The organism is Superficieibacter sp. BNK-5, assembly GCF_047456055.1.
GTDB lineage: Bacteria > Pseudomonadota > Gammaproteobacteria > Enterobacterales > Enterobacteriaceae > Superficieibacter.
The window spans coordinates 2,807,067-2,829,248 of record NZ_CP179893.1; the positions used below are offsets into that span (position 1 = coordinate 2,807,067).

The following is a 22,182-nucleotide window of genomic DNA, read 5'->3' on the forward strand; positions in this document are numbered from 1 at the left end:
TGCATAAAAATAACAGGCAGTAAATCAAGGGGAACACTATGTCTAAGCAGGATGAGCAGCGCTTGCTGGTGAAGATCGCCACGCTTTATTACAGTGAAAATAAAAAACAGTCTGAGATAGCCTCGCTGCTTCATCTCTCCCAGTCTTTTGTCTCGCGGGCGTTAACGCGCTGTCAGAAAGAAGGGCTGGTGAAAATCACCGTCGTGCAGCCGACCAATATTTTTGTCTCGCTGGAAAAAGCCATTGAGGAGCAGTACGGCATCCGCCAGGCGATTGTGGTCGATACCGGCGACACCCCCGGAAATGCGCAGATCAAACATGCCATTGGCAGCGCGGCGGCGCACTACGTTGAAACGCGCCTGCGCCCGGAAGACCTGGTGGGTATCTCCTCCTGGAGCAGCACCATCCGCTGCATGGTGGATGAGATGCATCCGCAGAACATCCGCGCGGCCGGGGTGATCCAGCTATTAGGTGGCGTTGGCCCCAATGGTAACGTGCAGGCGACGATCCTGACCCAACAATTAGCGGCACATCTGGGGTGCCCGGCCTGGCTGCTGCCGTCACAGAGCATCGAACACTCGGTTGAGGAGCGCACCCGGCTGGTCAGCAGCCCGGACGTCGCCGCGGTAGTGGAAAAGTTTGCCCAGGTGGACGTGGCGATTGTCGGCATCGGCGAGCTTGAACCTTCCCAGCTATTGAAAAACTCCGGTAACTATTACAACGAACAGATGCTGACACTGCTCTCCGAACGCGGCGCGGTAGGGGACATCTGTCTGCATTATTACGACGCAGCGGGTAACCCGGTTCTGAGCCATGAGGAAGATCCGGTAATTGGTATGGAGCTATCGCAGATCCGCGCCTGCCCGCAGGTGATTGCGCTGGCAGGCGGACCGGAAAAAAGGAATGCTATTCGTGGGGCGTTGCAGGGCAATTATATCGATGTGTTGATTACGGATTACCCGACGGCGCGCAGTCTGGTGAAAGGCTAGGAAGGGAGGCCGTTCAACAGGAAGGAGGTTTTTGCTGTGCGAGACAGAACAATGATGAGAGTATCAAAGAGGGGCGTCATACAGTGATCTGTCCCAGAATGAAAACGACCGTAACAGATCAAACTGATTTTATCTTTTCACTTCTTAACAGGGATACCAATGCGCTTACAAACGATTCTTTTACTGTCGGGGATCCTCAATTTAACCGGATGTGTGGTCGCGGATTTGGACTCGTCCAATTATCGCTACGTCCCCTGGATACAGGTGTTTCAAAAAGTGGATTCGACAGGCCAGACAAACATTCGCGAACGCAAGGAGGCGCTCTACAGCTGTGGCGTTGATCGAAGCGAAAACCTTGACGATAAAAACTGGGGATTAAACATTCAGCATGGGAATGAAACCCTGAAAGAAGGTGTCGACAGGAACCAAAGGATTTTCAGATGCATGGAAAGTAAAGGCTATCAGGTTTATGGCTTTGATGAATGCGGGCCACTGAAAAAGCCCAGCGGTTTATGCCCTAACTAAATACCGTACCATGCCGTTTTTGCACACAGCATTAGCATTGCTCCCTGCAATTCATAATAACGCTTTAGCGTAAAGTCATCCCTGACAGTTTCTCCGGCCGGTACACGCTTGCGCGCGACCGATGAGGTCATCTCTCGCTGTCGTCTTCCGGCCGGAGCCGGACTACGTCCATTGGCGTTAGTTCTTTTCTTCGTTCAGGCCTGCCAGTGTATGCAGGTACGGCACATGTTGAGCAGCAATTTCCGGTGTATTCATCGTTTTCAACCAACTTCTGGCCTCATTGATTTCAACAAGTCGTTCGTCGCTGGCTTCCTCTCTGGCCATGTAACTAAGCTCATTGATAAGAGAAAAAACGCTAATCTCTTTTTCACTGAGCGCCAGGCTAAGTGCCGCTTCGCCAATAATGACGTGGCCTATCTCGTCTTCTGGAAATAACACTATAAAACCTCCTTTGGTACGAGTGGATGACAACCTCACTACACACTGTAGACCCTTGCTACGGATAAGACGCAAAATTAAGGCCAGCAAGACAAATAAAAGAGATATTCGGATTAATCGATAAAAATACGGCGGCGTTAAGGGCGTCAGAGCACAAAATGGCAGCCAGAAGTTTCGCTTAAAGCGCGTGAGGTGTTACACTGTATATACATCCAACAGTCGGAGGGGCTTTGACAAAAGATCATACAGGAAAGGGAGTTGATTTAAGTGAACTTATCGGACAAGTTGTCGTTGATATGCTGGCGCCCGCCAGAGTTATTACGGTCCACGACATTATCGAGTCGCTTCACAGCGTAATGGAGATAACGGAAAATCCATCCAGACGCGAAAACTGCAAGCTGTTGATTGAAACGCTTGCTCGTAAAATGCACTAAGGCATCTGGCACAAAAGGTTTTCTACTTCCAGTACGTGGGTTATTTTCTACTCCAAACAGACATGCCGCCAGCAACGGTGCGATCTGCTCGAATCAGTGTGTATGCCGGGCGCTGGCTGAACGAGGAAAAAAGTAATCTTCATCTTCCGTCTTGCGACCCACAACGATTTCAAGACAGCTCCGCAGAATATCCAGTTGTACAACATCAGAGCATTTCTCAAGCTCGCTAATGAGACAAAGAATGATGGCCTTGTTAGTCAGCGTGACGTTTTTGATCAGCAATTGCTTAACGATCCCATCAAGGACATGTTGCTCGGCGGCATACATATCTCCGTTGTCCAGAAACCACGCATGAAAGGCGGGTTGATTCGTTGTCTGGCGCATACTATTTCCTTCAGTGATTAATTTAAGCCGACAGATTGTATTGACGTAACCTCAGATTTTCAGCAACTGACGACTCAGCTGCCGGTCAGATTACTTTCGTCAGGGATAATCTGCTCCGCAGGGACTAACTTTGCTTTTACCTGGGTCATGGCATCATTCAGTGCATGTGAATGCTGGCTATCTTTACTTGCATCCAGTGCGGTTTCCAGCTTCTGAAGCACGATCTCCGGGGTAAACGAACGTGTTTCATCCAGCAATTCCATCACGATGTCCCCGATAACGACATGGGGCAGGTTATGGGTGTTATTCTCTTTCATCTCTACTCTTCAGGATAATGATTAACCTCCTGGCAACAATACCGCTTCCTTGCTGCTGGAAGGAGGTCTAGTTCCGGAAAAGCAAACCTAACAGGTCCTGATAATGCTGTTTCTCTTCGCTGGACGACGACTGATCCATACGCGCAAGCAGGCGCAGACAAAGGGCTTTACGGTTCAGCGTCCTGCCTGATTTTAAAACCTCCACAACGATAGCGCCGAGCGTCTGTTGCTGAGAAGGCAGCGTTGCCTGACCGAGCAAGGCAGTAAGGTGGCTTGATATTGCATGGGATGGCATAATCTGTTGCATATTTAGCCTTGTTGTATGTTTAGTGTTGTCGATGGTGTTAAAGAAAGTTATACAATAATTGTAATCTTGTACAGGTTTTTTCTTGTTAAAAGCTTTCTGTTGATAGATTAATTATAAAAATCATTTTAAAACAATGAGTTGATGGAGTGTAAAGTTGTACAAGATTCAGAATGGCTAATGCAGAGTTGCCTTTATCAGGCTATAGATATGCGAAAATGCTGCATGGTTAATGATGCGAGAAGGGGCGTTCACCGACGTTGCCCGCGTTAATCGCTTATCGCGGGCAGAACCGTCTTACTTAGGCAGAATACCGTAGCCTCTGAACCTGCCCGTTTGCTCTACAAAGGCGTTGTAATATTTATTATCCTCAACCGTATTTTTCGCCGCGACCTTGACGTCAGCCGAGACCAGATCGCTGGTGGCCTGGAAAAGTTCTTTTCTGACGTCCTCATGAATACCAGGATCGGTAGAGTCGTTGATCTTCTTCAACAGCGAAACTATTTTCTCCGCCTGCTTTTGCGTGGCCGGATCTTTAAATTTCGGTTCAGGGATACGGTAGTCAAAGACCGTATTCACAGAATCGCTGGCGTCACCGTTTTCAGAAGAAGGGTCGAGCTTTTGATTATATTCTTTTTCGAAGTAGGTCAGCAGTTCTGTTTTATCAAAACATTTGTTATAGATGTTGCCTTCGGTATTTTTATCAAGCGTCGTAATGTTATCAGGAAAAGGTTCACCTAACTGATATTTACAGGCAAAGAAAGTGTGGTCAATAATAGTGGCATTGGCACTGAGAAGCGGCATTTTGAGATTATGGCCGTTGATGGTGACCGCGTACTCCGCGGGTCTGAAACGCTGTTCATGTCCTTTAACGGCGTAGACTTCAGACAACATATAGTACATCTGATGATCCGGGTTAATAATTCCACCGGTATTATTATCAAACACCATGAACTGACTTTTTTCACCCTTTGCGTTCACCATACTGTGCATACCGGGTGACAGGCTCAGCTGTCCGGTTGCGCCGGGTTCCACTTTGTAATCCTTATCATCAACCTTAAAGGTCATCGTGTTATTAGTGGGATTACTGTAATGAAATTCCCCTTTAGTACTGGTGGGATCCAGACTATCACACGCGGCAATGGAGAGAATAATTGCGCCCGATAACCCTGCTTTAACTGCCCATTTCATCAATATCATCCTTTTTTGCGATGTCTTATTAGAACAACTTATCATAATCGCTGGCGAGCGAAATGCCATGTTTATTGCCGGGTAGCAATAAAAACATATTCTCATCAAAACAATGCTTTTGTTGTCCAGACACGGCTGCGCCAGCGCCGGTACATCAGCAGTGCACGAACCCCTTCATCGATGATATAGGCCAGCCACACGCCGACCAGCCCGAGACCGCAGGAAATGCCCAGCAGATAAGAAAAAGGCAGGCTGACAATCCACATTACGATAATGCCGCAGATAAAAGGGAACCGGACATCGCCGGTGGAGTTAAGGCTGCTAATCACAATGATATTGGTGGCGCGGCCCATTTCAAGCAGTATCGCGAGCAGGAAAAGTTGTTTGGTCATCGCAATAATGTCATGGTTTGGCGTAAACCATTGCATGATTGGCTGCGCGAAAAGATAAATGATGACGCTTATCAGAAAGGCAATGACCAGACCTATTTTCCAGCTTCGGATACCCTGACGATAAGCGCGGTCAATTTCACCGGCCCCCGTCGCGCGTCCAATAATAATTTGCGAGGCCTGGCCGATGGCGATAGCGAACATCGCCACAAACTGACTGATGCTCGAGGCATATACTTTGGTGGTCAGCGCCTCCGTACCCAGGTAAGCAATAATCGCTGTGACCACCAGTTGCGAGCCAGCGTAGGAGAGGTTTTCGCCCGCAGAGGGCAGGCCATAACGTAATATTGAACCGAGCATCTTCTTCGAGCAGTGCTTCAGTTTTTGCCAGCGGAAGCGGTAGCCAATATATTTTTTTATCATCCAGACTGTGATCGCCATCCCCACAATATTGGCGAAGCTGGTGGCAATTCCGACGCCGGTAACACCCAAATTAAGATAGCTGAGCTGCCCGTAGAGAAATAAGTAGTTAAAAATGACGTTAATAATCCCGACGGTGATGGGAACAATCATGGCCTGACGCACATAGCCATGCGTTCGCAGGATCGGTAACAGAGAGGAGTAAATTGCGATAATAACCGAGCTGCCGCCGATAATTTTAATAAACGGTGAACCAACGGCCACCAGTTGTTCGCTCAGGCCGAGCCAGCGCAGGAAGGTATCGCCCAACACAATAAAAATGCCGCTCATCGCAATACCAATAATAAATGCCACCACCAGCCCGTTCGTAATCACTTTTTTGACCAGATGTTTTTTCTTCGCGCCCAGTAACTGAGCAATGACAATTTGTACGCCAACGGTCAGAAAACCATAAAAAATCACAGAGAGTGTCAGGATCTGGCTGGCAACCCCGGTTGCCGCCACTGCTTCATCTGAATAATGCCCGAGCATAAAGACGCTGACGTAGTTCATCAGCAAACGAAGCAGTTGTTCGATAAAAATCGGCCAGGCAAGGGCATATAACCCGAGCTGTAATTTATTATCTGTCCCTGACATAACTATAAATCTCCTTATTACTTATTTATTACAAACGTGTCCCCGGACTGGCATAAAAAAAGCGGACCGTCTTATTCGACGATCCGCTTTTTATCATTAAGATACGCAATGATTTTTTGCTGAAGAATAATTATTGCGAATGTAATTAGCGTCCAGGTTGCCATCATTGCGTCCTGCTAAAGACCAGAAGCTAACGATAATAATCCCGTTGCTCATTATTCTCCAGGATTTAATAAAGAAGGCAGGCGGATTACTTTCCGCCTGCGACGAAAGTTACTTGCCCTCAATTACCGCCTTTTGCGCCACCACCGCGGCTTTTTGCTGCATGCGGTTCTGCATCTGGTCGATAATCACCGCGACGATAATCACGATCCCTTTAATCACCATCTGCCAGAATTCACTCACCCCCATCATGACCAGACCATCGGCGAGGAAACCGATGACAAATGCACCGATCAGCGTGCCGAGAATGGTGCCACGTCCGCCGGCCAGCGAGGTGCCGCCCAGCACCACAGCGGCGATGGCATTCATCTCAAACGCGGTGCCGTTGGCCGGATGGCTGGCGAGCAGTTGCGCGGAGACGACGATCCCGGCGATGGCCGCACACAGGCCGGAGAGCATATACACCAGCACTTTAATCTGTTTCACCCGCACGCCGGACAGCTCCGCCGCGCGTTCGTTATCACCAATGGCATACACATGACGACCAAACGGCAGGCGGCGGGCAATGTAGGCGATGATCAGCGCCAGCACGATCATCATCCAGATGGCCCACGGAATGCCGAGCAGCGAGCCTGCGCCAATCTCGTCGAAACCGGTGTTACCGAGCTGCGGATTGCCCGACAGGCCAGGGAAGGTCTGGCCGTCGGAAGTGAGCATCGCCGCCCCGCGCAGCACGTACATCGTGCCGAGGGTACAGATAAACGGGGCCACGTTGTAACGGGTGATGATCCAGCCGTTAACGCCGCCAATCAGCGCGCCTATCAACAGTACAATCGGCACAATCACCCACACGCTCGGGAAAATGGCGATGCCAAACATCGGCAGCACGATACCTTTGGTGATAAGCCATCCGGCGATCATCCCGCACAGGCCAAGCGTGGCCCCAATCGACAGGTCGATCCCGGCGGTGATGATGACAAAGGTGATCCCCAGCGCCAGAAAGGCGTTGATGGCGATATGCTTAATCATAATCACCATGCTGCCCGCCGAAAGGAAGCCCGGCACGGTGATGGTAAAAAAGCCGACGATCAGAAACAGCGCGATAAAGGTGCGCAGCTTCAGCAGCATAAGCAGGATATTTTCCCGCGACAGCGACGCCCCGGCGCGCGGCGCTAATGCGACAGACTGTGTTGTTTTCATGTTAGAACCCCTGAGCACTTGCCGTTACCAGTGCCGACTCTTCGGCCCGATCGCGCACGATGTCGGCGGTCAGTTTGCCGCCGGACATCACCAGAATGCGGTCCGATACCGCCATAATTTCTTTCAGATCCGACGTCGAGAAAACCACCGCAATGCCCTGTTCAGAGAGCTGGACCATCATGCGGAACACGTCCGCTTTGGCCCCGACGTCAATACCGCGCGTCGGCTCGTCCAGAAACAGGATTTTTGGATTGGTCAGCAGCGAACGTCCGATCACCACTTTTTGCTGGTTGCCGCCGCTGAGCGCCTGGATTTCCACCTCCGGCGAGGAGACTTTAATCGACAGGCTGCCGATAGTACTGGCAACGACTTTTTCCTCATCTTTCTGCGCGATGGCAAAACCGCGCTGCAACCGTCGCCACAGACTGGCGATGGTAAGGTTGGTGGCGACGGAAGAAACGGGAAAAATGCCGGTACGCTTGCGATCTTCCGGGACCAGGCTCATGCCCATTTTGATGCGATCGGCGGGTGTCAGCCGCTGCGGCACAGGTTTGCTGTCCAGCCACAGTTTGCCGAGATAGTTGCGTTGCGTTCCCAGCAGGCATTCAAACAGTTCGGTGCGACCCGCCCCCATCAGCCCGTAAATGCCGACGATTTCCCCGGCGTGGACGTTAAACGAAACGTCATCGACCACCGCATTGCCGCTGGCATTGACGCAGGTGATGTGTTCCGCTTCCAGCACCGGTGCGCCAAAAGTGCGGCCCGGCGTCAGGAAGTTCGTCACCGGATCGCTGCCGAGCATTTCACGCACGATCCACGGCACGTCGATATCGCTTACCTTCGCTTCGGACTGGAACTTGCCGTCGCGCAGGATGGTAATCACGTCACCAATCGCCATCAGTTCTTCCAGGCGGTGCGAAATATAAATAATCGACACCCCCTGGCGGGTCAGTTCGCGGATCACCCGGAACAGGATCTCCACTTCGGTTTTACTCAGCGCCGAGGTGGGTTCGTCGAGGATCAGGATGTCCGCATCCTCGGCCAGCGCCTTGGCGATCTCAATCAGCTGCTGCTGGCCGACCTTCAGATTGCCCACCAGCTCGCGGGGAGAGATTGGCTGATCGAGACGTTTAAGCAGCTCGGCGGCGCGTTTTTCCTGTTCGGCTTCGTTAATCGGCGTAATACCTTTCTGTAGCTCACGGCCCAGAAAGATGTTTTCCGCCACGGTGAGGTTCTCAAACAGATTGAGTTCCTGATGCACCATGCCGATGCCGTGTGCCGCGGCAGCGCGGGTGTTGGGAAAATGCACCTGCTTGCCGTTGAGCCACATTTCACCGAGGCTCGGCTGCTGCACACCGGCGAGAATTTTCATCAGCGTGGATTTGCCCGCGCCGTTCTCGCCGATAATCACGTTCACCTTACCGCGCCAGACGTTGTAATCCACGTTGTCCAGCGCGATGGTGCCGGGAAAGAGCATCGAAATACCGCGCGTGCGCAGGATAATGTCATCCACAGGACTGTCGCTCATTATTGTGCCTCCTGTTTCAGCTCCAGCGCGGCCGCGTTTTCGGCTTTGCCACCGTTAAGGGTCACGGCCATCAGTACGGTGGCGGTTTTACCCGTCCAGCTGTCGTCGATCTTCGGCAGGCTTTTTACGGCTTCCCGGTTATAGGCGCGCGACAGTTGGGCAAACTGTACCTGGTTAGTAAAATCTTCAAATTTAAATCCGGTTGCGTCGCGAATGGCGTTGCCGCGCATCACCGGGCCGGTCTGTACCTCCAGCGGCTGACCGTTAAATGTCATAATCAGTTTTTGTTCACGCTCGTTGCTAAGGTCCACGCGCTCCACTTTACTGGTGAGGCGGACGAAGACGCTTTCAGCATCGGGTGATGGCGTTTTTAACTGCGTTGAGAGTGCGGTGGCATCAAGCGCCTTTTTGTGTGCCGCATCAATCACGCGTTCCTGCCAGGTTTGTTGCGCGATCTGCTGTGGGGTCTGGTTGTCAAAGTTGGCTTTGGCGTTGGGATCGGCAGGCATAATCGGCTTGCCGTTCTCATCCAGATCCACCACCGTGCAGGCCGTCAGCAACAGGATGGCACAACCCAACAGCGCGACACCCCATTGTTTTAACGACATAACGCCTCCGCTTACTTACTGAGGTTGAACATGTTCAGCTTGCTGGCGTTGGTTTCATCAATCAGCACGCAGTCCATCAGTTGTTTCTCTTCCTTCTGGGCTTTGCCGTTTTTCAGGAAGTAGTCCGCCTGCTCAACAGCCATTTGCGCCTGCTGCCAGCCAGGTTGCAGGACGGTAGCCTTGATGTTGCCTTTATTGATGATGGAATCGCGGGTGTAATCGCTGCCGTCAAAGCCGACAACCACAACATCTTTCTTACCTGCGGCTTTCAGCGCGGCTTCTGCGCCGAGCGCCATGGTGTCGTTACCGGAAATGACGCCGACGATATCCGGGTTGGTTTGCAGCATCGCTTCCATACGGGTGAAGGCTTCGGTCTGGCTCCAGTTCGCGGTCTGCTGGGCGACCATTTTCAGGTCGGTGTAATCATCCAGCACATCGTGATAACCCTGCGAACGAACTTTGGCATTGGTGTCTGACTGACGGCCCAGCAGTTCGACATATTTGCCTTTACCGTTCAGCAATTTGGCAAATTTCTCCGCGCCTAACTGCGCGCCCTGATAGTTGTTAGAAACGATCTGCGCGACGGCGATGCCGGTTTTGTTAATTTCACGATCGATAAGGAACGCCGGAACGCCTGCCGCTTTCGCTTTTTCCAGCGGACCAACGGTGGCGTCCGCGCCGGCGTTATCCAGAATGATGGCCTTCGCTTTACGGGCGATGGCGGTTTCAATCAACTGGTTTTGTTTATTTACGTCATCATCATGGGACGCCACCAGCGTGGTATAGCCCAGCTCTTTAGCTTTGGCAGCGGCACCGTCCGCTTCGGCTTTAAAGAACGGGTTATCATGTGAGGGAGTAATAATAGCGATCAGACCGCCATCGGCAGCAAACAGCGAACCGGACGCGGCGAGGGTAGAAGCCAGTATTACGGATTTTGCAAAGGTCATGTTCATCGTTTTCTCCACATTGAATATTTATTCAATAATGATTTATTATTCAAGTTAACGATAAAACGCCTGAATCAAACTGTCTACGGTTTACGCAGGTAATTTCTTAAAAGGAGAAAAGGATCACGATCCTGAGGGGGTTATTGCGTCACGGTGATAATCTGCTGCGCATTTTTTGTCCAGAGAAAGGTGAGGCTCTGGCCTGCCAGATGCGGGGAAAAAGTCGCGGAGGGTTGCAGGTGCAGGCTGTTCGGGCCGAAGGCGATTACCCGGGCGCTGTGAAAACCGGGATGGGGAGTGGCAATTGCGGACCAGGCTTTAAACAGGCTCTCTTTGGCGGAAAAGGCCACGGTTAACGCCAGCGGGAAGGGGAAGGGGGCGGCGCGTAGCAGCCTTTGTTCCTGAGTATTTACGATGCTGTCGGTAAGTTCATCGCTAAGCGCCGGGGTAAAAAGCGTTTCTATATCCACGCCCACCGGCTGACGAGAAACTACCGCCAGCGCCGTCGTCTCGCTATGGCTGATGCTGCCGTAAACCCCGGCAGGCCACAGCGGCTGGCGTGCTTCGCCCATGCCCGGCACCCGTTTCTCATCGTATTCACTAAGGGCATGAATAGCAGCAATACGTCCCGCAAGATGCTCGGTTTGACGTTTAGGCCCGGTGTGGGCAAGTTGAGCATAGTGCGGTAGCCAGAGAAGATCGCTTGCACTGAAGGTCGCGGGATCGAAATCGACGCGGTGCAGGCGATGAGGGGCGAGGTGGATCGTCGTATGGCACGTTTTCATCGTGGCGCAGCCTGAAGACCCCTCTCCCGGCAGGAGAGGGGTAATATGCTATCAGAAGTGCGTATTCACGCTCATATACCAGGTGCGGCCAGACTCGTTATAGGTTTCAGCGCCTGCGCCGTACATATAACCCGTCGTGCCGCCAGTGGTCTGGGCGTTACCGGCACGCCAGTGACGTTTGTCAAAGACGTTATCGACGCCGCCAGTCAGACTGACGTTTTTGGTTGCGTCCCAGGTCGCGCTCAGGCCAACGATGCTGTAAGGACTGACTTCGTTGGTTTCTGAACCGGTCGCCGGTTTGCCCTGGTAGTTATATTTCTTCGGCTGCTGTTTGCCGTACCAGGTCAGGGTGGACTGCACAGAGAAATCCTGTTGTACCTGCCAGCTCAGGGTTGAGTTGACGGTATACTCAGGGATAATCGACAGGCGCTCGCCGGTCTCTTTGTTTTTACTCTGCAACATGTACGTCATGTTGTTGGTCCAGTTAACGGTATCGCTGACCGGCACGTTAACCGTCCCTTCCAGCCCTTCCACCACCGCTTTAGGGATGTTTTCCCACTGGTAGATATCGGTTTTGACTTTACCGGTCCCGGTCTGGCTAATCGGCGCGTAGCCCGCTTCAATTTTGTCGCGATAATCGTTACGGAACCAGGTCAGCCCGGCCAGCCAGCCGTCGCGTTTGAACTCCAGCCCAATCTCTTTGTTGATGCTGGTTTCCGCTTTCAGATCGTCGTTACCCATCATGTAACAGCCGACACCAGTGCCACTGGCGTAGCAGCCCTGGCCTTTACTGTACAGAATGTAGTTCGGGTTGGTCTGATAAAGGCTTGGCGCTTTGTAAGCGCGGGCAATCCCCATCTTCAGCGTGAAGTCATCGCCGAGCCCCTGCGACAGGTTCAGCGACGGACTCCAGTTATTGCCGACGATGCTGTGATGATCGAAACGCAGCCCCGGCGTCAACATGGTGGTGTCGGTCAGTTCAATGTTGTCTTCGGTGAACAGTGAGAAAATCTCTGCTTTCGAATACGGGCTACGGTTGGTGCTGTCATAACCCGGAATATCGCCGCCCATAAAGGTCTGACTGTTCGAGGTCATATCCTTCATCCGCTGCTGATTCCATTCACTGCCGAGCGTCAGGTTCTGATTCACCAGGAACTCGAACGGTAGGTTGACCTCACTGTGTAACAGCACGTCATCCAGATCGATATCAGCAAACTTCTGCGAGGCATTCGGGTCGAAAATCCCTTCCGTACCACCCGCCAGACCTTCAGGCGTGCGCGAGTTACGCGTATGCTCGTACTGCGCCCAGTTACTCGTAGTAATGCCGTTATCCCAGCCGCCGTTCCAGGTGACGGAATATGTCTGGCGATAAAGGCGGTTGGTCTCTTTGCCGTAGTTTTCCTTCACCAGCGCATTGGTATTTGTGTTCTGCGTGTCGCCCGCGTAGAGGTTATTCTGGCGGCTATAGCCGGATTCAAACTCCAGCGACTGCATCGGCGCGAAGTCCCAGCGCAGCACACCGTTGATATCTTTGTTTTCCACGCCTTCGCGCCCGGCAGGCAGCGTATCGGCATAAATCCCGGTACGCTCAGACTGGTGGCCCTGGTTAATATCCCAGGCGTCAGCCTGCGTTTTATCCAGGTTGCCGTACAGACGGAAGCTGACGTCGCCGCCCAGCGGGCCGGTCAGGTTAAAGTTGGTGCGTTTGGTCGACCCTTCGTCTTTATGTTCCGGCGCGTCCAAATAGGTATCCCACGAACCGTGCCATTCGCCGCTGCTTTTTTTGGTGATGATGTTCACCACGCCACCCGCTGCGCCGTTTCCGTAACGTGCGGCGGCTGGACCACGGATCACTTCGATACGCTCGATCAATTCCGGCGGCACCCAGCCGGTATCGCCGCGGGTGTCGCGCTCGCCGCGCCAGCCCAGACGGACCGAATTACGACTGGTGACTGGCTTACCGTCGATGAGGATCAGGGTGTTTTCCGGTCCCATGCCGCGAATATCAATCTGGCGATTGTTACCGCGCTGGCCGCTGGTGGAGTTACCGGTCAGGTTAACGCCGGGCATGGTGCGGATAATTTCAGACACATCGCGGGCGGGAGGATTTTTGCGGATCTCGTCGGCGGTAATGGTGGAGACGCCGGGAGCCTGAAGATTTTGCTGTGCGGCGGTAACGACCATCGTTTCGCCGTCGGAAGAAGTTTGCTGTGAGGCAGTCTCCTCCGCGTGCAGCGGAAGCGCTACCCCGTAAATTCCCAGATTGACCAGTAAGGCCAGGGAGTGAATTTTGTTATTCATTGTAAGCTCTGCTTTTCGTTGCCGCATCCCCAGTGCATCCTTCCCAGTGGGTGAGGTGCTGGCATTATCATTGCCTGGTTGCTGAGAACCGTTCCGTTTCCCTGAATCGCTCAGCCCATAGCATGTTTTTAAGATTTTGCGCTGCCACGGCGCGTCATTACGCTATTGCAAATGCAAATAGTTATCAATAATATTATCAATAAATTTTAACGATAAAGAAAAACGCTTCAGTAAACATAGGGTTAATAATGTGGTGAGTTTATCGACGGGCAGCGACGCCTGGTGGGAAACCAAAACCGGCCCGCATATTGTTCGGGAAGGGGACCGTTATCGGGTCACGTTCTGGTGGCGCGACCCGCTCGGAACGTCGTCGCCGACGCGCCGGGTATGGATCTACATTACGGGCGTGACCGACCACCACCAGAACGCTGTCCCGCAGACCCTGCAACGCATCCCTGACACCGACGTCTGGCAGTGGCAGACGCTTCTCGCACCCGACTGGCGGGGCAGCTACTGCTTTATTCCTTCTGAACACGACGGCGATTTTTCGCCTGACGTCTTTATTGACGGCGCGCCGGATCGGATGGCGCTGCGTGAAGGATGGCGCAAACTGTTGCCGCGCGCGGTGGCCGATCCGCTGAATAAGCAGAGCTGGAGAGGCGGTCGCGGGCATCCGGTTTCTGCGCTGGAAATGCCTGAAGCGCCAGTCCAGCCGGGCTGGAATGCCCCGGCGCAGCAATGGCCTGCTCCGCAACTGATGGAATGGTGTAGCGCCCGGTTGGGTAATGCGCGCCGGGTATGGGTATTCGCCATCGGCGAGGACAATACCGATCGCCCGCTGGCGATCCTGCTGGACGGGCAATTCTGGGCCGAAAGTATGCCGATCTGGCCCGCGTTAACAGCGCTGACCGATGACGGCCAGCTTCCCGCCGCCGTTTATGTGCTGATTGACGTGATTGATACCGCGCACCGCAGCGTCGAGCTACCGTGCAACCGTGATTTCTGGCTGGCGGTTCAGGACGAGCTTTTACCGCAGGTTTATGCCGTCGCGCCTTTCAGCGACCGTGCCGACAAAACGGTGGTGGCCGGGCAGAGTTTTGGCGGGCTGTCGTCATTATTCGCCGCGCTGCACTGGCCGGAGCGCTTTGGCTGCGCGCTGAGCCAGTCGGGATCGTACTGGTGGCCGCATCGCAGCGGTAAGCACACCGGTGAGCTTGAAGCGCAAATCGCGCGCGGCGATCTGACGCCGAACGGGCTGAAGCTGGTACTGGAAGCGGGCGTGCGTGAGCCGATTATTCTGCGCGCCAACCAGGCGATGCGCGAACAGCTTCAGCAGGCCGGACAACCGGTGGAATGGCGGCAGGTCGAAGGCGGTCACGATGCGCTGTGCTGGCGCGGCGGGCTGACTTCGGGCCTGATTTATCTTTTGCAGCCGCAGTCATAACGGGAGTTGGCGATGCAATTCAGTAACCCTTTCGATAACCCGCAGGGGCAATTTTATCTTCTGCAAAACGCGCAACAGCAGTTCAGCCTCTGGCCGCAATCCGTTTCCCTGCCGGACGGCTGGATCATTATCTGCGAGCCGCAATCCCGGCAGGCCTGTGATGACTGGCTAACCGCCCACTGGACCACGTTAAAACCTGCGCATTTTGCCCGTTAAGGAATTTGTTATGACCACTCGTCTGCCGCTGGTAGCCGCTCAGCCTGGGATCTGGATGGCTGAAAAACTCTCCACGCTGCCGAACGCCTGGAGCGTGGCGCACTACGTTGAACTTCACGGCGAGCTGGACGCCGTCCTGCTGCAAAAGGCGATTATTGCCGGAATGATGCAGGCCGACACCCTGCGCATGCGCTTTACGGAAGACGAGGGCGACGTCTGGCAGTCGGTCGATGAGCAGGCCGAATTCCCGCTCCCCGCGTTAAGCGATCTGCGCGGGCAGGCCGAACCGCATCAGGCCGCGCTGGCGCAAATGCAGGCGGATTTACACCAGAATCTGCGCGCCGATAGTGGTAATGCGCTGGTGTGTCACCAGATTATCCAGGTCGGTGATCATTGCTGGTACTGGTATCAGCGCTATCATCACCTGCTGGTTGATGGCTTTAGTTTCCCGGCCATTACCCGTCAAATCGCGGCGATTTATCGCGCCTGGCGGCGAGGCGAACCCACGCCTGAATCGCCCTTTACCCCTTTTGCCGAAGTGGTGGAGGAGTACCAACGCTATCGTGACAGCGACGCCTGGACGCGCGATGCGCAATTCTGGACGGAACAGCGCCGACAGCTTCCTGCACCCGCCTCGCTCTCTCCGGCACCGCTGCCGGGCAGAGCGGCAAGTAGCGATATTTATCGCCTGAAGCTCAGCGCCAGCCGGATGGCGTTTAATCAGCTTGCCGCCGCCGCGCCTGCCTGTCAGCGCGCGGATCTCGCCCTGGCGCTGGCCGCATTGTGGCTGGGGCGGTTATGCGGGCGCAATGACTATGCCGCGGGCTTTATCTTTATGCGTCGGATGGGGTCGGCAGCGCTCTCCGCCACCGGGCCGGTGCTGAACGTGCTGCCGCTGGCGGTGACTATCGATCCGGCTGAGACGCTGCCCGAACTGGCGACGCGTCTTGCCGGACAGCTTAAAAAAATGCGTCGCCACCAGCGCTATGACGCCGAGCAGATTGTCCGCGACAGTGGACGTGCCGCGGGTGATGAGCCGCTGTTTGGCCCGGTATTTAACATTAAAGTTTTTGAGTATCAACTGGATCTCGACGGCATCACGGCGACCACCCATACGCTGGCAACCGGCCCGGTGAACGATCTTGAACTGGCACTGTTTCCGGATGAAGAGGGCGGACTGTCGCTGGAAGTCCTGGCTAATCAACAGCGCTATGACGAGGCGAGCCTGACCGCGCATGTCGCCCGGCTGAACGCGCTGCTGACCCAGTTTGCCGCCTCGCCACAGTTGCGCTGTGGCGAGGCAGAACTGATTTCGGCTGAGGAGCGCCAGCAGATCGCCGGGATTAACCATACCGCGCATGATCTGCCGCTGACCACCTTAAGCGCGCTGGTGGCTGAGCAGGCGCGTAAAACGCCGGATGCGCCAGCGCTGGCCGACGCGCAGTACCAGCTTAGCTATCGCGAAATGCGCCAGCAGGTGACGGCGCTGGCGCTAATGCTGCGCGAGAAAGGGGTGAAGCCCGGCGACAGCGTGGCGGTCGCCCTGCCGCGCTCGGTCTTTTTGACGCTCGCGCTGCACGCCATCGTGGAGGCGGGCGCGGCCTGGCTGCCGCTGGATACCGGCTACCCGGACGAGCGGCTGCGGATGATGCTGGAGGATGCCCGTCCACAGCTCTTGTTAACCTCAGACGATCAGCGCCACCGCTTCAGCGATTTACCGGATCTGGAGACGGTCTGCTATGACGCGCCGCTGCCGCTGTCGGACGCGCCGCCACTGAGCCTTTCGCGCCCTGAGCACACCGCCTATATCATCTTTACCTCCGGCTCCACTGGACGACCGAAAGGCGTAATGGTGGGGCAGACGGCCATTGTTAACCGCCTGCTGTGGATGCAGGATCATTATCCGTTGAGCACCGACGATGTGGTGGCGCAGAAAACGCCGTGCAGCTTCGATGTCTCGGTGTGGGAGTTCTTCTGGCCGTTTATCGCGGGCGCAAGCCTGGTAATGGCAGAGCCTGAAGCCCATCGCGATCCGCTCGCCATGCAGCGCTTCTTTGCGCAATACGGCGTGACCACCACCCACTTTGTGCCATCGATGCTGGCGGCGTTCGTTGCCTCGCTGGATCCCGCCGATGCCGCCGAACGGTGCCCGTCCCTCAAACGCGTATTTTGTAGCGGAGAGGCGCTACCCAGCGCGCTGTGTCGCGAGTGGGAGCAGCTTACCGGCGTGCCGCTGCATAACCTTTACGGCCCCACGGAGGCGGCGGTAGACGTAAGCTGGTATCCGGCATACGGGCCGGAACTGGCGGCGGTGCAGGGGAACAGCGTACCGATTGGCTGGCCGGTGTGGAATACCGGGCTGCGCATTTTGGATGCGATGATGCGCCCGGTGCCGCCGGGCGTGGCGGGCGATCTTTATCTCACCGGCATCCAACTGGCGCAGGGTTACCTGGGACGTCCCGATCTTACCGCCAGTCGCTTTATTGCCGATCCCTCTGCCCCCGGCGAGCGGATGTATCGCACTGGCGACGTCGCCCGCTGGCTGGATAACGGCGCGGTGGAATACCTGGGGCGCAGCGATGACCAGCTAAAAATCCGCGGCCAGCGTATTGAGCTGGGCGAAATTGACCGTGTCATGCAGTCTCTGCCGGAGGTGGCGCAAGCCGTCGCCCACGCCTGCGTGTTTAACGAGGCGGCGGCCGTGGGCGGCGATGCCCGACAGCTTGTCGGCTATCTCGTGTTTGAGTCCGGACTGCCGCAGGAGACCGACGCGCTGCTTGAACAGTTGCGTGAACGCTTGCCGCCGCATATGGTGCCCGTCGTGCTGATCCCCCTGAGTGAACTGCCGCTGAGCGCCAACGGCAAGCTGGATCGCAAGGCGCTGCCGCTGCCAACGCTGACGGCGAAAAATCCGGGGCGCGCGCCGCTTCCCGGTACGGAGATGGCCGTCGCCCGGGCCTTCTCACAGTTGCTGGGATGTGAGGTGAATGACGTGGCGGCGGACTTCTTCGCCCTCGGCGGCCACTCGCTGCTGGCGATGCGGCTGGCGGCACAGTTGAGCCGCCAGTTTGTCCGCGAGGTTACGCCAGGGCAGATTATGGTCGCGTCAACCGTCGGTAAACTGAGCGCGCTGCTGGAGTCAGCTTCAGGCGATGAACAGGTTTCGCGGCTGGGTTATGAGCCGCTGCTGCCGCTGCGTGAAAGCCACGGCCCGACGCTGTTCTGCTTCCACCCGGCGTCCGGCTTCGCCTGGCAGTTTAGCGTGCTGTCGCGCTATCTCCCGGCGCGCTGGTCAATTACCGGTATTCAGTCGCCGCGTCCGCACGGCCCGATGGCGACGGCGGCCACGCTGGATGCCGTCTGCGAACACCATCTGGCCACGCTGCTGGCGCAGCAGCCGCACGGTCCGTACTACCTGTTTGGCTACTCGCTCGGCGGAACGCTGGCACAGGGCATTGCCGCCCGGCTGCGGCAAAGGGGAGAGGAGGTGTCATTTCTTGGTCTGCTTGACACCTGGCCGCCGGAAACCCAGAACTGGGCGGAAAAAGAGGCCAACGGGCTGGATCCGGAGGTACTGGCGGAAATCGCCCGCGAACGCGAAGCCTTTATCGCCGCTCAGCAGGGGCAAGGTTCCAGCGAGCTGTTCACGGCCATCGAAGGTAACTACGCCGACGCGGTACGACTGCTCACCACCGCGCACAGCGCGCGCTTTGATGGTAAAGCCACGCTGTTCGTCGCCGAACGCACGCTGGCAAAAGGCATGGACCCGCACCGCGCCTGGTCGCCGTGGGTTGGAGAGCTGGACGTGTACCGCCAGGACTGCGCCCATGTGGAGATAATTACGCCGCAGGCGTTTGAGTCGATAGGTCCGGTGTTGAGGGAGATTTTAGGGTAAAAGATTGCCGGGGCGACCCGGCTATAAAAGCATCAATATCAACGGGTTATTTTAAATCTGTAGGCCTGTGCAAGCGCAGCGCCGCCAGGCATCGTTCCACGGTATAACGTTTGTTAACAGTCTGAGATCTCTCCTTACCCCCGCGCACCCCTTCGCCCCAGCGGTACCACCAGCGGCGTTCCCGCTACCGGGTCATCGATAATCACGCACTTCATGCCGTAGATCCTCTCAATCAGTTCCGCCGTGACAATCTCCTTCGGCGCCCCCTCGGCGACAATCTTGCCTTCCCGCAGGGCAATCAAATGCGTGGCGTAGCGGCAGGCCTGATTGAGATCGTGCAGCACCGCCGCCAGGGTATAGCCCTTCTCGCGGTTCAGCTCGCTCAGCAGTTCCAGCAGTTCAATCTGATGGCTAATGTCCAGCCAGGTGGTTGGCTCATCCAGCAGCATGATGGCGGTTTCCTGGGCCAGCACCATCGCAATCCAGGCTCGCTGGCGCTGGCCGCCGGAGAGGGTATCGACATTCTGCCCGGCTAAATCGGTGATGCGGGTAGCCTGCATCGCACGCGTGACCGCCTGCTCATCCTCCTGCCGCCAGCGGGTAAACAGCGGCTGGTGCGGGTAGCGACCGCGTGCTACCAGTTCCTGAACGGTGATATCGCCGGGCGTGGTGGCATTCTGCGCCAGCAGGCCGATACGCTTCGCCACCTCTTTACTGGCGTAGCGCTGGATCTGTTCGCCGTCGAGGTACACCTGACCATGCGTTGGCGTCATCAGACGGCTTAAGGTGCGCAGCAGCGTGGATTTGCCGCAGCCGTTCGGGCCGATAATCGCGGTGAAATGACCGTCGGGGATCGCCACGCTCAGCGATTCGGCGATGGTTTTTTTGCCATAGGCCAGGGTCAACGTGTCGCCGTGCAGGCGGGTTGAGGTGTCGGTCATCTTTTGCGTGACTCCTGAATAAGTAGCACGATGAGGTAGATACCGCCGAGGCTGACGGTGACCACGCCCACCGGAAGCTGGTAAGGCAGGAAAACGCGCTGGGCGCAGAAATCAGCGGCCAGCAGCAGCAGCGCGCCGCAGAGGGCCGACTGGGTTAAGCCCCAGCGCGTGGTGCCGCTGATGCGGCGGGCAATGTGCGGGGCGACCAGCGCGATAAAGGAGATCGGTCCGGCGAGGGCGGTGGAGGCGGCGGTCAGCAGGACCGCGACCAGCATCAGCAGCAGGCGTGAACGTTCAACGCTGACGCCCAGTGCGCAGGCGGTATCGTCGCCCATTTCCAGCAGCCGCAGCCGCCGCACCAGCAGGGTGGCACAGGCCAGCATGATGAAAATCAGCGGCGCAGCAGGCCAGGTTTTAGCCCAGGTCAGTCCGTTGAGCGACCCGGCGAACCATAATCCGGCGGACAGCGCCGTCTCCAGCGATGCCTTCAGCAGCAGCCAGGTATTAAAAGCCATCAGCATGGCGCGAATGCCGATGCCGATAATAATCAGACGGAAGGTCTCAATCCCGTTACGCCATGCCAGCGCCCACACGATAAGCGCGGTCAGAATGCCGCCGATCATCGCCGCCAGCGTAATCGCGGTCAGATGCTGGCCAAAAAGCACCATCGCTACCAGCACTCCACTCCATGCGCCGGTATTCAGGCCCATCACATCCGGACTGCCAAGCGGGTTGCGCATCAGCGACTGAAAGATCGCCCCGCTCACCCCGAGCGCGGCTCCGGTCACCAGCGCCATCAGCACGCGCGGCAATCGCCATTCGTTGACCACCAGAGCAATGTTGCGCGGTGCATCGCCAAACAGCGCGGCCAGCACCTGAGCAGGTTGCAGCGTCACCGCGCCGCTGCACAGGCTCCACAGGGCCAGCAGCAGGCTGGCTGCCAGCAGAATGAAAAAGCAGATAATCAGACGGCGGGAAGGCGCGTTCATCGTAAACCTCCCGTCTGGCGGCGGCGAACCAGCCAGATCAGCACCGGTGCGCCAATAAACGCGCTGACCACCGAAACACGCAGTTCACCCGGCACCAGCAGCCGTCCAAGAACATCAGCAAGCAGCAGCAAAGAGGGCGTCGCCAGCAGCGTGGCGGGTAGGGACCAGCGGTGATCGGCCCCCATCAGCCAGCGCGACAGATGTGGCATCATCAGGCCGATAAAGGCAATCGGCCCGACCACCGCCGTCGCGCTGCCGCACAGGACGGTGATAACCAGCAAGCCGATGAGTTGGGTTCGAGCGACTTTATTGCCCAGCGCGGTTGCCGTATCGCTGCCGAGGCTTAAGCTGTTCAGGCTACGACTGAGCAACAGCGCCGCAGCGGCGGCAATCGCGACCGGAATAACCACCACTTTCAGGGTTTGCAGGGTACGAATATCCAGCGAACCCGCCTGCCAGAAACGCAACTGATCGTAAACGTCCGGGTTAAGCAGCGCGATGCCACTGGAAAGGCCTTCCAGCACGGCGCTCAGCGCCACGCCCGCCAGCGTCAGGCGAACCGGGCTGAGCTGCCCTCCACCCTGACTGCCGGTGAAAGCGACCAGCAGCGTTGCCGCCAGCGCGCCGCAAAAGGCCATCATGAGCTGTTCCTGCGGGGAGGCGATACCGAGCAGGGCGGCACCCAGCACGATGGCAAAACTGGCACCAGCGTTGACGCCGAGAATGCCGGGATCGGCCAATGGATTACGAGTGAGGGTCTGCATTAACGCGCCAGCCAGCCCGAGGGCAGCGCCAGCCAGCAGTCCGGCAAGGGTGCGCGGCAGACGCGCATCAAGGACGATGGTGCAATCGGCGCTCTGGCAGGTCCCCGTCAGGGCATCTACAACCACGGTGAAGGGCAAGGGCTTCGCGCCAATGAGCAAACTAAGGGCAGCGGCGGCCAGCAATAATATCAATAGTCCCGGTAGCGCAATGGCCCGAACCAGGGAAGGGGAGTGCGACATAACAGCTTCCATTGCATGATAATGATAGTAATTATCGTTATCGATCTTATTTGATTATGGTAGCATGTGCGGCGACAGAATGGGTATATACAAAATCAATCACAATGCATTCTGCCGGAGAATGCGTTACGTACA

General features: G+C 56.1%; 20 protein-coding genes. 5 read left to right on the forward strand and 15 right to left on the reverse strand.

The genetic code is table 11. The annotated features are described in order from the left end of the window. Positions 1–38: 38 nt before the first annotated feature. Together ACMGGS_RS13475 and ACMGGS_RS13480 are read left to right on the forward strand one after the other, a co-directional pair. Complete coding sequence (locus tag ACMGGS_RS13475) at positions 39–989, forward strand: sugar-binding domain-containing protein (RefSeq protein ID WP_176917559.1); 951 nt, start codon at positions 39–41, stop codon at positions 987–989. A 159-nt stretch (positions 990–1,148) separates the two neighbouring features. Then, positions 1,149–1,514: a hypothetical protein gene (locus tag ACMGGS_RS13480; protein ID WP_414163078.1), complete on the forward strand. Its 366-nt coding sequence runs from the start codon at positions 1,149–1,151 to the stop codon at positions 1,512–1,514. Between the two features lie 177 nt (positions 1,515–1,691). Here ACMGGS_RS13480 and ACMGGS_RS13485 read toward each other — a convergent pair whose 3' ends face one another. From ACMGGS_RS13485 to ACMGGS_RS13540, 12 genes are all read right to left on the reverse strand, one after another. Beyond that, on the reverse strand, positions 1,692–1,952 hold the full coding sequence (locus tag ACMGGS_RS13485; protein WP_414163079.1) for a hypothetical protein: 261 nt from the start codon (positions 1,950–1,952) through the stop codon (positions 1,692–1,694). A gap of 527 nt (positions 1,953–2,479) precedes the next feature. After that, a complete protein-coding gene (locus tag ACMGGS_RS13490) occupies positions 2,480–2,770 on the reverse strand; it encodes a biofilm development regulator YmgB/AriR family protein (protein WP_414163080.1) in 291 nt (96 codons plus the stop codon). A 74-nt stretch (positions 2,771–2,844) separates the two neighbouring features. Beyond that, positions 2,845–3,087: a hypothetical protein gene (locus ACMGGS_RS13495; protein WP_414163081.1), complete on the reverse strand. Its 243-nt coding sequence runs from the start codon at positions 3,085–3,087 to the stop codon at positions 2,845–2,847. Between the two features lie 67 nt (positions 3,088–3,154). Then, entirely contained in the window at positions 3,155–3,394 is a 240-nt protein-coding gene (ycgZ, locus tag ACMGGS_RS13500) for a regulatory protein YcgZ (RefSeq protein ID WP_194205391.1), read from the reverse strand. 294 nt (positions 3,395–3,688) lie between these two features. After that, positions 3,689–4,582, reverse strand: coding sequence for a hypothetical protein (locus ACMGGS_RS13505; RefSeq protein ID WP_414163082.1), 894 nt, complete (start codon positions 4,580–4,582; stop codon positions 3,689–3,691). 104 nt (positions 4,583–4,686) lie between these two features. Further along, on the reverse strand, positions 4,687–6,027 hold the full coding sequence (locus tag ACMGGS_RS13510; RefSeq protein WP_414163083.1) for an MATE family efflux transporter: 1,341 nt from the start codon (positions 6,025–6,027) through the stop codon (positions 4,687–4,689). A gap of 273 nt (positions 6,028–6,300) precedes the next feature. Beyond that, a complete protein-coding gene (locus ACMGGS_RS13515) occupies positions 6,301–7,389 on the reverse strand; it encodes an ABC transporter permease (RefSeq protein ID WP_176917563.1) in 1,089 nt (362 codons plus the stop codon). A gap of 1 nt (position 7,390) precedes the next feature. Further along, a complete protein-coding gene (locus ACMGGS_RS13520) occupies positions 7,391–8,917 on the reverse strand; it encodes a sugar ABC transporter ATP-binding protein (protein ID WP_414163084.1) in 1,527 nt (508 codons plus the stop codon). Beyond that, entirely contained in the window at positions 8,917–9,525 is a 609-nt protein-coding gene (locus ACMGGS_RS13525) for a DUF2291 family protein (RefSeq protein ID WP_414163085.1), read from the reverse strand. The genes ACMGGS_RS13520 and ACMGGS_RS13525 overlap by 1 nt, the downstream gene beginning before the upstream one ends. 11 nt (positions 9,526–9,536) lie before the next feature. Next, positions 9,537–10,478, reverse strand: a complete 942-nt coding sequence (locus tag ACMGGS_RS13530) for a D-ribose ABC transporter substrate-binding protein (RefSeq protein WP_414163086.1) — start codon at positions 10,476–10,478, stop codon at positions 9,537–9,539. A gap of 134 nt (positions 10,479–10,612) precedes the next feature. Next, positions 10,613–11,257 (reverse strand): enterobactin synthase subunit EntD, encoded by a 645-nt coding sequence (gene entD, locus ACMGGS_RS13535; RefSeq protein ID WP_414163087.1) that lies wholly within the window; start codon positions 11,255–11,257, stop codon positions 10,613–10,615. A 51-nt stretch (positions 11,258–11,308) separates the two neighbouring features. Beyond that, positions 11,309–13,558, reverse strand: a complete 2,250-nt coding sequence (locus tag ACMGGS_RS13540; RefSeq protein WP_276164188.1) for a TonB-dependent siderophore receptor — start codon at positions 13,556–13,558, stop codon at positions 11,309–11,311. Between the two features lie 250 nt (positions 13,559–13,808). Between ACMGGS_RS13540 and fes the strand changes: the two genes are divergently transcribed. From fes to entF, 3 genes are read left to right on the forward strand one after another with little or no spacing between them, the layout of a single operon-like run. Next, entirely contained in the window at positions 13,809–15,002 is a 1,194-nt protein-coding gene (gene fes, locus ACMGGS_RS13545) for an enterochelin esterase (RefSeq protein ID WP_414163088.1), read from the forward strand. A gap of 12 nt (positions 15,003–15,014) precedes the next feature. After that, on the forward strand, positions 15,015–15,218 hold the full coding sequence (locus ACMGGS_RS13550; RefSeq protein WP_414163089.1) for an MbtH family protein: 204 nt from the start codon (positions 15,015–15,017) through the stop codon (positions 15,216–15,218). A gap of 10 nt (positions 15,219–15,228) precedes the next feature. Then, positions 15,229–19,113 (forward strand): enterobactin non-ribosomal peptide synthetase EntF, encoded by a 3,885-nt coding sequence (gene entF, locus ACMGGS_RS13555; protein ID WP_414163090.1) that lies wholly within the window; start codon positions 15,229–15,231, stop codon positions 19,111–19,113. A gap of 134 nt (positions 19,114–19,247) precedes the next feature. On the opposite strand, the gene fepC is transcribed toward entF, so the two are convergent. From fepC to fepD, 3 genes are read right to left on the reverse strand one after another with little or no spacing between them, the layout of a single operon-like run. After that, entirely contained in the window at positions 19,248–20,054 is an 807-nt protein-coding gene (gene fepC, locus ACMGGS_RS13560; RefSeq protein ID WP_414163091.1) for an iron-enterobactin ABC transporter ATP-binding protein, read from the reverse strand. After that, positions 20,051–21,043 (reverse strand): iron-enterobactin ABC transporter permease, encoded by a 993-nt coding sequence (gene fepG / locus ACMGGS_RS13565; RefSeq protein WP_414163092.1) that lies wholly within the window; start codon positions 21,041–21,043, stop codon positions 20,051–20,053. Before fepG ends, fepC begins: the two co-directional genes overlap by 4 nt. Beyond that, complete coding sequence (gene fepD, locus ACMGGS_RS13570) at positions 21,040–22,047, reverse strand: Fe(3+)-siderophore ABC transporter permease (protein WP_414163093.1); 1,008 nt, start codon at positions 22,045–22,047, stop codon at positions 21,040–21,042. Before fepD ends, fepG begins: the two co-directional genes overlap by 4 nt. Positions 22,048–22,182 lie beyond the last annotated feature (135 nt).